10 protein-coding genes, 2 tRNA genes and 1 CRISPR repeat array are annotated in these 12621 nt (G+C 41.2%); of the genes, 3 read left to right on the top strand and 9 right to left on the bottom strand.

All coding sequences use genetic code 11. The features are described 5' to 3' along the window. Nucleotides 1–42: 42 nt before the first annotated feature. The 7 genes from ACLLO5_RS17825 to ACLLO5_RS17795 form a co-directional block, all read right to left on the bottom strand. Nucleotides 43–768, bottom strand: a complete 726-nt coding sequence (locus ACLLO5_RS17825; protein ID WP_413171816.1) for an ABC transporter ATP-binding protein — start codon at nt 766–768, stop codon at nt 43–45. A gap of 198 nt (nt 769–966) precedes the next feature. Then, nucleotides 967–1194: an indolepyruvate ferredoxin oxidoreductase subunit alpha gene (locus ACLLO5_RS17820; RefSeq protein WP_413171815.1), complete on the bottom strand. Its 228-nt coding sequence runs from the start codon at nt 1192–1194 to the stop codon at nt 967–969. A gap of 63 nt (nt 1195–1257) precedes the next feature. Then, nucleotides 1258–2469: an ATP phosphoribosyltransferase regulatory subunit gene (locus ACLLO5_RS17815; protein WP_413171814.1), complete on the bottom strand. Its 1212-nt coding sequence runs from the start codon at nt 2467–2469 to the stop codon at nt 1258–1260. After that, entirely contained in the window at nt 2469–3404 is a 936-nt protein-coding gene (locus ACLLO5_RS17810; RefSeq protein WP_413171813.1) for a J domain-containing protein, read from the bottom strand. Before ACLLO5_RS17810 ends, ACLLO5_RS17815 begins: the two co-directional genes overlap by 1 nt. 85 nt (nt 3405–3489) lie before the next feature. Next, on the bottom strand, nt 3490–4299 hold the full coding sequence (locus ACLLO5_RS17805) for an inositol monophosphatase family protein (RefSeq protein WP_413171812.1): 810 nt from the start codon (nt 4297–4299) through the stop codon (nt 3490–3492). A gap of 154 nt (nt 4300–4453) precedes the next feature. Next, a complete protein-coding gene (locus ACLLO5_RS17800; RefSeq protein WP_413171811.1) occupies nt 4454–5047 on the bottom strand; it encodes a thermonuclease family protein in 594 nt (197 codons plus the stop codon). A 7-nt stretch (nt 5048–5054) separates the two neighbouring features. Beyond that, a complete protein-coding gene (locus ACLLO5_RS17795) occupies nt 5055–5423 on the bottom strand; it encodes a 2Fe-2S iron-sulfur cluster-binding protein (RefSeq protein WP_413171810.1) in 369 nt (122 codons plus the stop codon). 106 nt (nt 5424–5529) lie between these two features. Here ACLLO5_RS17795 and ACLLO5_RS17790 point away from each other — a divergent pair. Both ACLLO5_RS17790 and ACLLO5_RS17785 read left to right on the top strand, forming a co-directional pair. Beyond that, nucleotides 5530–5616 (top strand) — tRNA-Ser (locus tag ACLLO5_RS17790). A 189-nt stretch (nt 5617–5805) separates the two neighbouring features. After that, nucleotides 5806–5878: transfer RNA gene (locus ACLLO5_RS17785), tRNA-Ala, on the top strand. A gap of 279 nt (nt 5879–6157) precedes the next feature. Next, nucleotides 6158–6483: a CRISPR direct-repeat array (repeat unit 37 nt; unit sequence CTTTCAACCCACCCCTAGTCGGGATGGTAGTTGAAAC). 491 nt (nt 6484–6974) lie between these two features. On the opposite strand, the gene cas12k is transcribed toward ACLLO5_RS17785, so the two are convergent. Further along, nucleotides 6975–8885: a type V CRISPR-associated protein Cas12k gene (gene cas12k, locus ACLLO5_RS17780; RefSeq protein ID WP_413171809.1), complete on the bottom strand. Its 1911-nt coding sequence runs from the start codon at nt 8883–8885 to the stop codon at nt 6975–6977. Between the two features lie 162 nt (nt 8886–9047). Here cas12k and ACLLO5_RS17775 point away from each other — a divergent pair, with 162 nt between their 5' ends. Beyond that, nucleotides 9048–9221, top strand: coding sequence for a hypothetical protein (locus ACLLO5_RS17775; protein WP_413171808.1), 174 nt, complete (start codon nt 9048–9050; stop codon nt 9219–9221). An 86-nt stretch (nt 9222–9307) separates the two neighbouring features. On the opposite strand, the gene ACLLO5_RS17770 is transcribed toward ACLLO5_RS17775, so the two are convergent. Next, nucleotides 9308–12550 carry a type I restriction endonuclease subunit R gene (locus ACLLO5_RS17770; RefSeq protein WP_413171807.1) on the bottom strand — a complete coding sequence of 1081 codons (3243 nt, stop codon included), beginning with the start codon at nt 12548–12550 and terminating at the stop codon, nt 9308–9310. Nucleotides 12551–12621: the final 71 nt, after the last annotated feature.

Genomic DNA, 12621 nt, shown 5'->3' with positions numbered 1-12621 from the left:
TAAATTCTGACTCCTGACTTCTGACTTCTGACTCCTTGCCTTTTAATGTTTTCCTGCACCTAAATATAATTCTCCCACCTTGGGATCATTCAATAGTTCTAATCCCGGACCAGTAATAGCATCTCTTCCCGATTCTAAAACACAACCACGGTCTGCCATTTCTAATGCTTTACGGGCATTTTGTTCTACTAAAACTATCGCAGTACCAGATTGATTAATTTGTTTAATTTGCTCAAATACTTGCTTTACTAAAATGGGAGATAAAGCCGCAGAAGGTTCATCTAATAATAATAAACTGGGTTCTAACATTAAAGCTTTACCCATTGCTAACATCTGACGTTCTCCACCAGATAGTGTACCAGCGCGTTGACGACGGCGATCGCTCAATCTGGGAAACATGGTATAAATTTTATCTTTTAAGGGTTTCAAGGGGACATTCCGCACAAAAGCCCCCATTTCTAAATTTTCCTCTATTGTTAAAGAAGGAAAAACATTAGCGATTTGGGGAACATAACACATTCCCCTCTGCACGATTTGATTTGATTTTAAACCAGTAATATTTTGCCCTTTGAAGGTAATAGTACCTGTGTGGGGTGTCAAAAGTCCAAAAATGGTTTTGGCTAAAGTGGATTTCCCAGCACCGTTAGGACCGATGACGGTAACTAATTCTCCTGCTGCAACCCGGAAATTTATACCTTGCAAGATATCTACATCTTTAATATATCCCGCATGGACATTTTCAACTGTTAATAAATAGTTATTAGTCATAAGAAATAAGAAATAGGGAACAGGGAACAGGGAACAGGGAATAGGTAATAGGGAACAGGGAACAGGGAATAGGGAATAGGGAATAGGGAACAGGGAATAGGTAATAGGGAATAGGTAATAGGGAATAGGTAATCAATAAAATGATTTACTGTCACCTGTCACCTGTCACCTATCACCTGTCACCTATCACCTATCCACCTAATCTGCTATTTTTTGCAATTCAGGGTGTTCTGCTGGTAAGATTGCTCCTTCTACTGGGCAAACTTGTAAACAGATGCCACAGTCGATACAGGTAGCAAAGTCTATCCAGTACCAATCAGTTCCTTTGATGTTTTTACCAGGACCTGGATGGATGCAAGCTACAGGACAAGCACTTACGCAGTCAGCAACACCTTCACAAACGTCCGTCACAATTGTATGTGGCATTTTTTCGATTCCCTCTCTTTATTGAATCAGCAGTTTTAGCGTAACAATTTGTAATATTACCTGTTAACGGACTGCTTCAATTGTGGGTGAACCATCGGCTTTAATCCAGGCGATTTGGGAGATAGAGCGATCGCTTGCATAGTTCCGAATAGCTTCTGTATCCCTTCCCCCCAAGTCCATTTCTACCCGCACTAAGTGAGTAGAATCTCGCAGTTTTTGGGCGTAAGCAAAGGCAGCAGCATCAGCATTTTTGCCTTCTGGCACTACTAACCAGTTACTCGCTGGGGTAGTTTGCGGTAATTGCTGAGTAGAAGCAAGAACTTGGTATAAATCGTCAATGCTCAATTCAAAGCCTATGCCGGGAATGTTTTCGCCTTGAGGATGATATAACCCTAGAAGCTGATCATAACGACCACCGCGCCCTAGTACCTGTGCCTGACCATCAGTATTACTAACTACTTCAAACACTATACCTGTGTAATAGTCTATGGTTTGAATCAAACTCAAGTCAAGAATTAAGGCAAATTTACCTTCTGATTCTAGTAACTCGACGAGAGATTTGAGATTATTTACTGCTTCTTGTTGATCTGCATCTAAGTTTAAACTGCTGACTTTTGCCAAGACATCTGCACTATTACCACGCAAATCGAGCATAATTCTGGCACGTTCGTGCAGTTCTTCACTCAGAGGTAAAGTATCTAAAGCTACTCTATCTAAATGAGCGATCGCACTCCGCACTTTACTTCTGACATTGGTTGGAAAAGCATCAAGCAGAAATTTGGTAATTCCCGCTTCACCTAGAATTAAATGCCATCCCCGCAAATCCAAAGCTTCTAAACAATTGGCTACCAACAGCAACACTTCTGCATTTGCCAGTAACCCACCTGATCCTAGCAACTCTACTCCAGCCTGATAATACTCTTGCTGGCGATTATGTCGCTTTTCCCAGTTACGACGAAACACATTAGCATTGTAATACAATCTTTGGGGATAAGTAGCCTCTGCCATGCGAGTAACTACTGTCCTGGCAATAGAAGCTGTGAGTTCTGGACGCAGTCCCAATTCTTCATCTTGCCCATTTTGTAACTGTATTACCTGATGGCGTTGAATTGCTCCACCAGCCATTAAAGTATCCATTCTTTCCAAAGTTGAGGTGATAATCCTGTGATATCCCCAACGATGAAAAACTTGTTGTAACCTATCTTCAATCCAGCGTTTTTGAGCCACATCTAAGGGCAATAAATCCCTAGCTCCCGCTGCTGGTTGATACACCATTATTTTTTCTTCCCACCAAACAAACCACCAAACAAACCACCATTTCCAGACTTATCTGGTTGTGACTCTCCGCTATCGGCTGATTTTTTCACCTGACTAGTACCAGATTGATTCCCTAAAACCTGATCAACTTTGGGTTTCCACTCCAAAGCGATGGGGTCTTTGGGATCTAATTTAAGTGCATTATCGAAGTGAATTCTTGCCATTTTTAGCTGATTTTGCCGCATATATAATACAGCCATGTAGCTATGGGCGCGACTATTTTTCGGCTCCAACTTCAAGGCTTCTTGTAATTCTACTTTGGCTGGGACAAATTGGTTATTCTTAATCAGAGTTTGAGCGCGTCTTAGGTACTGTTCCACCACGGAGTCTTCTTTTGGTGGTGGTGGTGGTGGTGGTGGGGGTGGTGTGCTGGAATGAATTGCCAGTTTAACAACTGGTGTCGTTATATTTAACTTACCTGCACACCGCATTAAGTACACTAAATTCAATTCACTAATTTGGGCAATGAATTGGGTCGTTTGCTGTAACTCAGCAAATTGGATTTCTGCAATTTTAGCAAGTGCGGTTTTATACGCTAAATCAATGTTAGGTGCGATCGCTAATTCCTTAGCTGCCTCAGTCTTCAGTTCTATCTCTGTTGACTCTTGTGCTAGACGCTTGCCAATTTGGGACAAAACCAAAATATATTCTGCCCGATTACGTTCTACAGACAGTTTTTCATAAGCCGGATTCACCAGCTTGGATAGTAACATATTGGCTATATCTTTGTCAGAAGTCTTGGCAACTATGGAACTATCTGGGTGCAAGCGACGAGCAACTTTGAGATAACGTCTACGTACTTCTTTGGCATCCGCATCAACAGGAACACACAGAATTGCGTGATAATCTATGAAATCATATTTAAATAGTCCACCATCTATTTTTAAAGACATATAGAAATCTTGCACCCAAGCGCCAATTTTTATAGTTTAACCTGCCTGTAATTTTTATTTATCAAATCTCAGCAGTTTTTCTTGTTTACCAAGATGACAGAGGCGAGATTTGCATTAATTTTTGACTTAGCTCGTTGTGAATATAAGCATTAGTAGCCAGGATTCTCCCTGATTCAATATTTAGAGTCGTACCATCATAAGCTGTTACCAATCCACCAGCTTCCTGTACTAAAATTATACCAGCCGCAACATCCCAAGGAGCAATACCTCTCTCCCAATAACCATCAACACGGCCACAAGCAACATAAGCCAAATCTAAGGATGCTGAACCGCCACGCCGAACACCTTGAGTAAGATGAGTAAGATGACAAAATTCTGCATAATTATTGTCCGTAGTTTCCCGGCGATCATAAGCAAATCCTGTTGTTAATAAACTTCTACTCAATTCAGCATTTCTAGAAACTTTAATGGGTCTGCGGTTGCGAGTTGCACCTAAGCCAGCAGCAGCCCGGAATAGTTCGTTATGGAATGGCTCATAAATTACACCAACTTTCGGTATACCTTGAATCAACAAGCCAATGGAAACTGCAAAACAGGGATATTGATGGGCGTAGTTAGTTGTACCATCCAAAGGATCAATAGCCCAGAGATATTCATTTGTTTGATCTCCCAATTTTCCCGATTCTTCCGCGAGAATGGAATGTTGAGGAAAATGACGTTGTAGTATTTCCAAAATCACCTTTTCAGAAGCCTTATCAGCTGCTGTAACTAAATCACCAGGTCTGCCTTTTTCGGTAATTGCATCCTCAACTTTACCCAAATAGTCTTGCAAAATAACACCAGCCGCTAAGGCTGCTTCAGTAGCAATATCTAGAAAAATTTGTAAGTTAGTCATTAGTCAGAAGAAGGAGTCAGGAGTCAGGAGTCAGGAGTCAGAAAAAAGAAGAAAGAAGTCAGGAGTCAGAAAAAAGAAGAAAGAAGAAATTTTTACCATGCTCCTCTGCTCCCCTGCTCCCTTGCTCCCCATCTTCTTCTTCCCTGTTCCCTTTTTAACGATTCATACGGCGAAATTCACCGGGAGTCAGACGCATGGGTTTTTCTGGGTTCCAGATGCCTTTGCCCATGAGTCTAGCCCATTGCTGGGCATTCTCTAGGCGATTATCGTATTTGTGGTTAGGCGATCGCGCTACAAATAGAGCATACCCTTGTTTGAGGACTTGTTCATTCAAAAATACCTGATCTTTCCACGCATAAGCTAATGTGCGTCCAAATTTGTCTTTGGCTTCTAAGTCAAATTCCAATTTGATAGATTTTTGGGGACTATCAATCAATTTTTCTAACATTTCTTTGGCATCATCTCCCCAAGGTAACTGACGCGAATCTGGTGCATCCACACCTATTAAGCGTACTTGGGAAATCAAATTTGGTTGTTCTGCCATTCCCAGCACTTCTAAGGTTTGTCCACTGACAACCCGCGCTATTTTCACTTCAGCGAGAATATTTGTTGATTGACTTTTGGCTTGACAACTCACCAATAACAACAAACAGGATAATATTGCTATTTTTTGCGCCAAGATGATAAATTGCGCTTTTGAAAATGCAAATTTATCTTGTAAGTATCTGCACCCTGCCACAATATTCATTTTGCCTCTAATCTTCATCTAAGGGGAAACCCGCTTTGACTTTACCCTTACCGAAAAAACGCCCAAACTGGAGTTCATAAACTTCGTCTTCGTCTTGTGTCTCTACTTCCAAGTCAGAACGAGCATAACTTACACATAACAAAGCGTAACCCTGACGGCGCAACTCTGGGGATAGTCCAATGGCTTCGGGTTGGTAAATTTCTCCTGACAACACCCTGACAGCGCAAGTGGTGCAAGCCCCGTTACGGCAGGAGAATGGCAGATCCACACCATTATGTTCGGCTGTGTGCAGGATATAGCGGTCTTCTGGAACTTGCAGGGTGTATGATTCGCCAGTAGCGCGATCGCGAACTCTGATTGAGTGAGTCTGAACCATCTTGTTTTTGCTTGAGAATGTAGGATTTTAAATTTATTGTAAAAATATCTTGTTTAATAATTGCATTTTTTGCAGTTTCGTTTTATTATTGAAATTCATGGCACCTGGAGAGGTGGCCGAGTGGTTGAAGGCGCAGACCTGGAAAGTCTGTTATGCAGAAATGTATACGAGGGTTCGAATCCCTCCCTCTCCGTTTAAAAGTAAAAATAAGCGTTGCTGAATCACAAAGATGTTTGTGGATGGTTAGTGCGATCGCACTCATCACCCCAGCTAGAAACTAAGGTGAGCTAAAATACCACAAATTCATTTTTCTATTTTACAACGCCTAAAATGTTAATATATGATATGGTGAGTGTCGGAGTTTGTCGCTCCAGACTCGCACGGGGAATTAGCTCAGTTGGTAGAGTGCTGCGATCGCACCGCAGAGGTCAGGGGTTCGAGTCTCCTATTCTCCATTGTACGTTCGCAAATTAAATGTCGCATTTCGCAATTTAGTGTCGTTATTCGCAAATTAATGTCGTGGTGGTTGTTTTTCAGAGTCAATTTAATTATTCTAAGTTTTCGCAAATTAATGTCGCATGAACTTAACATTTACTATACAATAAATTATTGCTGCAAGGGCATTATTTGATTATTGATATGTGTTCGATCGCAGCACTCCTTTCAACCCCCCCCATGATCATTTCTACTTTGCAACCATTTTAATGGTTAACGCAAGTCAATAACCTATATATATTTTTAACTACCCCTAGTCGGGATGCTAGTTGAAACCTAGAAGAAGTGAAGTTAGCTAATTGGATAGCTAACTTTCAACCCACCCCTAGTCAGGATGGTAGTTGAAACCAAGAAAGGAGATAAAAGTGCAGCAAGGCTTCGTTACTTTCAACCCACCCCTAGTCGGGATGGTAGTTGAAACGTTTGAGCCAACTGACAACCAATATTTAATACGCCTTTCAACCCACCCCTAGTCGGGATGGTAGTTGAAACTTCAATATTTGTCCAAGGGACTATATCGGGTGCAAGCTTTCAACCCACCCCTAGTCGGGATGGTAGTTGAAACCGCGCCCGTCTAGACCCTTGCCAATACAGGCTTCCAGATGCGATTTTGGCAAACCTGTTAAAAAATCTGTTTTTTTGCTCTCAATGGAGGACATTCATCACTCTTCAAATGAGTCAAATTAATACTGGACAAGGGATTCAAGGTTTTGGCAGATCCCCAGGGTTTTTGCCCCCGCTTATGGTTTGCCAAAAAAAAGATTTGGGAGGATTCCCCCGACGAAGGGGGTGATTCAGTAGCCACCACTGTGGAAATCCACATCGTTATAAATAACGACTATGGCTAAAAGCCTTACTCCTTATTGCTGGGAGCGCACCTATCCTGTCTTGCGACAGCAGCATCAGAAGCGGGCAGCTACCAGGCTCAGAAAGCATGACAGTCTTCCAACTGCCAAACTAAGCCAGATTTTTCATAGTACAGAGACTCCAAGGAGCATGAACTACGGCGCTATTGTATCTATATTATATTTTCAAGGTTCGGATTAGTAAACTAAATTAGACCGGGTTAATAGTTTGACGTTCTTGGTAAGCCAAAACAGCTACATCTCGCGCTTTTTCCTGTGGACTAGCTCTGATTGATTGTGTCCCAGTTTCAATTGCAATTCCAGCTTGTGCTGCTTGGGATTGGATACTCTCGATTAATCGTCCATAACTCCAGCGATGAACGTTAATCCGATATTCTTTAGCATATTTTTTTTGGCCTTCCTTAGAACCAGGACATCTGTTCTCTGCTCTGGATTGAATTTCACTGCTGATTTGCTCCCGCATATCGCGGAGTTTTGGTAAAACTATACTGCCAGCTTGATATTTTTTAGCGATCGCAATTATCCCATCAGCCAACAATCTATCCACATATTGCCCTAATTCTGACTCACCAAAAGCGTTGGGTTTATTTTGTTTTTGGGCTTTGTGGCGTTCGTGAGAGAGGCGTTGCTGTTGTTGTCGCTGACGATTTAGTAAATTATAGTTTTCCCCAAGTAGTTGTTTCACACTGCGATAAGCTATAACTTTATTTTTAACAACATCTACCACCGCTATTGTGACTGGTTTTTCTAGTCCAAAACTAACACCTATTAGGATAGAAGATTTACCTTGATAATTAGGTTTGCTGGGACGAGGAAAAGGGTTATTAATTCGAGCTAGTGTTGATTGCTGACGAATAATAAAAGCTTGTTGTTTATCGTTAAGATCATCTTTCTGTTTTGTTTTATTTAAAATTTCGGTAATTGCTGTAACTTTCTCCTCAACTACCTGTTTAGTTCCTTCACAAGTCATCATTCGAGTATCTAAAGAACAATAAAAATTTAGTTGATTGACTTTCCAATGTTCACCTTTTTCTTCACCTGGCAACCAAGAAATTCTTCCTGAGCGTAAAGTAAACAAACTGCTTGAGTGCTGCCTTTTACTATTGCGTAGAATTTCTTGATCCTCTAGGAAGCGTTGGAAGTAGTGCAAATGACGCTTATCGCAATAAATCTCAAAAGTAAGTTTTCCCAAGCCATTGAACCGGACAAAGAGACGATTCTTATCATTTTTTAACCATGTCATATCCTCGTTAGATTCATAAGCTACAGGAAAGGGAACATTAGCAGTTTTTCTTAAAAGTGCTGCTTGCCATGCTTTTGCTTCGTTTTCATTTTGAGGGACATTGACGGTGGCAATTTTTAAGGTTTCTAACCACTCTTCTCCTGTTAAATCTCTACCTTTGGGGATGCGACTTTGGAGTTGATCTTTTAATCGCTCAATTTCTATTTCTTTTCTGCGTTTATTTCTAGTAAATTCTTCTGAGTTTTCATCCAGTTCGCTAATTTGACAATTATTTTTGAGTAGATATGCTAAAGCGCAACGAGTAAGAGGCTCTTCTGTTTCTTCGTAAGTGTTTAAGAGAATTTTGAAAATTGAAGATGTTTTGGATTTTGTGGCTTTTTTAGTCTTTTTTCCCTTTTTCTGTTTGTCATTTTGATCAGATTGAGGGGTAAATTTGCTAAAAAGTTCGGTGGCTTTAGTACGGATTACTTCTAAACTAGATTGACTTTCTTGCTCAAGTTCTTGATCACTTTTGAGCATTTTTAGCCAACGCTGTTTCCCTTCTATTTGGTTCTTTCTTCGTTTCTGTAAAGCAAACCAGGATTTATACAGATAATCTACTAAGGTAATTGCTGAGGTGTAAAAACGTCCAGGTTGTCCAGTAAAAGGTTCTTGAGTTTTGAGGGAATTACCCAGTGTTTTAAGTAATTCAGCAGGTATTCTCCCTTTTTCTAGCCAAGTTTCAAATTCTGGGTGTTTTCCTATCTGTAGCAATATTTCATTGATGAATGGTGTATTTTTTTCAGTCATCAATTCCCATAGTTGACGGAGGCTGTCTTCCTCAGCAACTAAGCGACATTGAATTGTAATAACGCTCATAGTGTCTTTGATTTTGTGGATTTGAGAAAAGTGACATGGTTGTTAGTTGTTTTTTACTTCCCTTAATTATAGCGCAATGACGCAATGACGCAATAGCGCAAGTGATTTTTTTCTCAAAGACTGTGCAAAAATGAAAGCCGCAAGCTTGGGCTTCAAATTAGGATGGCAGAAGAAACTAGAGAGGTTAGGGGAAGAGTCCCTAAAGACATAAAAATAGCCTTTGAAATTGCCTGTGCGCGTCTGGAAATGACGCAAACTGCGGCTTTGGAGGAGGCGATTAGAGATTGGTTGCAAAAAAAAGATTCCCCTGCTGGTGGTAAGTCAGAGGGGAGTTAAAAGTGCAATTCTGTAAACAGGTTGAGGGGGCGATCAATAGCCTATAGTTTTATATATTGATGTAAATTTACAACACTGTTCCTTGATCATGCTGCCCATTTGACACCTTTGCTGGCATGGTCATAGATCAAATCAAATACGGTGTCGCATTTGGACTTAAACAACACCCGATCATAACTGTCAGGCAGATTTTGATCTAACACTGCTTCAACTGCGGACTTTACCTTACTCTGACTTTGCATATCTTTATACCAGTCTTGAACTAATACTTTTGGCTGTTCTCCTGTCAAACGATGCAAGAGAGACTGTGCAGCTAACTTGACTTTTTGGGTTTCCTCAGTAGTCATTTTGTCTTTTTTCAGCAAATCAAACAGTTCCAGTTCGTCTTCTGTCAACCCTTCCCGAATATGGCGTTCAGCTTCTGCTTTCAAGTTTTCGGTAAAATTCACCAGGGCTTCGTAGTAGTTTTCTGTTGATGAACCACCAGCATTGTATTTGTCAATGATGGCTTGAAGCCTTTGGGCGAAGTCGGCGCGGGTGGTGTTTTGCTGAATCATTTTGTTCAGCTTGTCTTCAATAAAACTGCGTAAGTCGGTAATTTCAATATTTTTATATGGTTTGTGGGTAAATTCGGCTTTTAGTTGCTCAAAGTTAATTTGACTTAAATCCCAGACTTGACCTTTCTGGATAATGTTGTATTCTGCACTATATTCTTGGGTGGTAATCCCTTGATTGTCAGCTACTATGCTTTCATCTAGCAGTTCAGCAATTTTTAAACTTGCATGATCAATATCTTTGCGTTCAATGATGCTATCCAGCACTCCTCGCAGATATTGGAAGATGGAAACCAGTGGACGTGGTTGGTTGATTATCTCTGGTTTACAGGCTTCATAGAGTGAGGTAATGGTATTTTGATAAACAAAAAATGCTTTACGCCATTCGTCTTTTTGCAGTAGTGTGTCAGCAAACTGGTTAAATTGCTCTAATTTCTGGAAAGTCTCTGGAATTTTGAGGATGTTTTCCAAATCAATCCCCCGTTCATGGCAAAAATTCAGCCCTTGCGCGATCGCATCATCCAGTAATTCAAACAGGTTAAACTTTTCTTGAATGGGTGACTCTTCCTTGTTTCCATCATCACCCAAAGCGTAATCCGCCAAGGCTTGCTTCATGTTGCGGAAAACGTTGTAATAATCAATAATCTCGCCGTTACTTTTGGTGACGTTGTGAATCTGATATGAGGTGACGCGATTCGCACGGGCGATAGTTTGCATCAGTGTGTGGTCTTTCATCGGCTTGTCAAGGTAAAGCGTCGAGAGAGTGGGCGCATCAAAACCAGTCAGCCACATGGCGCAGACAAACACCAACCGCAGGGGATTTTCGGGTTGTTTAAACTGATACTCGATATCATGTCCCTGTGCATCAACAGTATTAATTCGTTCGCGGTGGGGTTTAATATCAAGTTTTTGTTGAGCAAATTTGGTAACTTCGCTCTCGCTTCCTTCTAGACTAATCACCACAGCCATTTGGGTTTCTCGCATAAATTCGAGAATCTTTTTCAAGCGCAGTTTCTCAATGTCGTTACTTGATTTTTTAATCCTTCCCAGCAAATTTTTAATTTCTGCTTTCCAGTGATACTGTACTTTGTCGTACATTTTCACAGCAGTGAATTTATCTAGAGAAACCACCAAGCCTTTACCAAGGTAGCCACGACGGGGAAAGTGGTAAACAATATCTTTCGCTATTGTCTCTAACCTATCATCGCGTTTTATTACCTCCGTTTCACGGGCAAATTTCCTCTCTAGCTTGGCTTGCTGGGTGTCATCCAGGTTTTCATCTTCGATAATTTGATAAAATTCCTCGCTTAAATCCTCGTTTTGAATCAATACCTCTGGTACTCGCTTCTGGTAAAACAGGGGAACGGTTGCACCATCATCCATTGACTGCGAAAAGTTATACTCGCTGACATAATCGCCAAACCATTCGTTAGTCTTGCGCTTTTTACCTAATAGGGGTGTACCTGTAAAGGCGAGATAATTGGCATTGGGTAAACCTGCCCGCATATTTTCCGCTAAGGTTTTATACTGGGTGCGGTGTGCTTCATCGACAATTACAATGATGTCATTGCGATCGCTCAATAGTGGATACTTTTTACTCTTGTCGTAGCGGAATTTTTGAATCAAGGTAAAAACGATTTGCTTGTTTAGCGAGAGATACTCCCGCATCTGTTGACTATTTTTCGGTTGGGCTGCTTCGCTCTTTTTAACCGTTTCGGTGTTTAAGAAATTGCGGTAAATCTGCCCATCTAAATCGTCACGGTCGGTAATGATGACAAAGGTAAAATTGCCCGTGAGCTTGCGGAAAATCTTCCGAGCATAAAAAATCATCGAAAAGCTTTTACCAGAGCCTTGTGTGTGCCAGAAGACCCCTAATTTGCCCTGTTTTTCTTCCCGGTGGATGAAAGCATCAATGGCGCGATTTACCCCGATGAACTGGTGGTTTTGGGCGATGATTTTCTGAGTTTCTTTGTGGTAGAGAATAAAGTTTTCGATGTAGTCGAGTAATTTAGGCGGGTGACAAAGCCCATCTATGGCTCGTTCCAGGCTCGTTCCAGATTCCTGAATCTGCTGACGATCTATTTTTTCCTTTTCATCGTCCACTCGTAACCAGTTAAAAAAGTGTTCCCACTCGGCGGTAAAGCTGCCGATTTTGGTTTCTAGGGCGTTGGAGAGGATGCAGAAGGCGTTGGTGAGAAAGAGTTGGGGAATATCTTCTTTGTAGTCGCTGAGGTTGTCGTCAAAGGCTGTTTGCAGTTTGATGTTGGAGTTTTTTAGTTCGATGAAAACTAGGGGTAAACCGTTGATATAGAGCAGGATATCAGGACGGCGATAGTTTCTTTCTCCTTGAATCCAAAGTTGAGAAACGGCTAAATATTCATTATTTCCATTGAGGCTAAAGTCGTTAAAATCTATAACGCGCACTTTCCCCGGTTCGGTTCTACCTTGGGCGTTTTCATATTCAATGGGGATACCGTCACGAATTAGCCTTTCTACTTCCCGATTTGCGGCGATGGGAGACATAGCCTGACGTTTATTCGTGAGAGTTTCTAAACCTTGGTCTATGGCTGCTGCTGGTAAGCTGGGGTTGAGGCGAATTGCTGCTGCTTTCAGGCGATCGCTAAAAATGACATCTCGTTTATCTGTGCGGTTGGATCTGTCGTTGAGATCATCTCGGTTAGGGGTGAAGCAGTTGAGTAATTTAAAGCCGTGCTGCTGCTTTAATTTACTGAGTACCGCTTGTTCGATGTCATCTTCAGAGATAAAGTTAGGCATAGTTTAGGCAAGCTACACAATAATAGAGCTTTTTTGATATTCATCCTCTATTAATGTCCCAATTTTAACCG

Source organism: Anabaena azotica SJ-1 (assembly GCF_047275885.1).
Classification (GTDB): domain Bacteria; phylum Cyanobacteriota; class Cyanobacteriia; order Cyanobacteriales; family Nostocaceae; genus Trichormus_B; species Trichormus_B azotica_A.
Note: the sequence above shows the minus strand (reverse complement) of the source record. Positions and strands in the feature narration are given on the sequence as shown.

What these genes read in the sequence shown, in the direction of transcription:
- ACLLO5_RS17820 (WP_413171815.1), bottom strand. Translation starts at nt 1,194, where the DNA reads ATGCCACATACAATTGTGACGGACGTTTGTGAAGGTGTTGCTGACTGC.
- cas12k (WP_413171809.1), bottom strand. Translation starts at nt 8,885, where the DNA reads ATGAGCGTTATTACAATTCAATGTCGCTTAGTTGCTGAGGAAGACAGC.
- ACLLO5_RS17775 (WP_413171808.1), top strand. Translation starts at nt 9,048, where the DNA reads ATGGCAGAAGAAACTAGAGAGGTTAGGGGAAGAGTCCCTAAAGACATA.
- ACLLO5_RS17800 (WP_413171811.1), bottom strand. Translation starts at nt 5,047, where the DNA reads ATGAATATTGTGGCAGGGTGCAGATACTTACAAGATAAATTTGCATTT.
- ACLLO5_RS17810 (WP_413171813.1), bottom strand. Translation starts at nt 3,404, where the DNA reads ATGTCTTTAAAAATAGATGGTGGACTATTTAAATATGATTTCATAGAT.
- ACLLO5_RS17825 (WP_413171816.1), bottom strand. Translation starts at nt 768, where the DNA reads ATGACTAATAACTATTTATTAACAGTTGAAAATGTCCATGCGGGATAT.
- ACLLO5_RS17805 (WP_413171812.1), bottom strand. Translation starts at nt 4,299, where the DNA reads ATGACTAACTTACAAATTTTTCTAGATATTGCTACTGAAGCAGCCTTA.
- ACLLO5_RS17795 (WP_413171810.1), bottom strand. Translation starts at nt 5,423, where the DNA reads ATGGTTCAGACTCACTCAATCAGAGTTCGCGATCGCGCTACTGGCGAA.
- ACLLO5_RS17770 (WP_413171807.1), bottom strand. Translation starts at nt 12,550, where the DNA reads ATGCCTAACTTTATCTCTGAAGATGACATCGAACAAGCGGTACTCAGT.
- ACLLO5_RS17815 (WP_413171814.1), bottom strand. Translation starts at nt 2,469, where the DNA reads ATGGTGTATCAACCAGCAGCGGGAGCTAGGGATTTATTGCCCTTAGAT.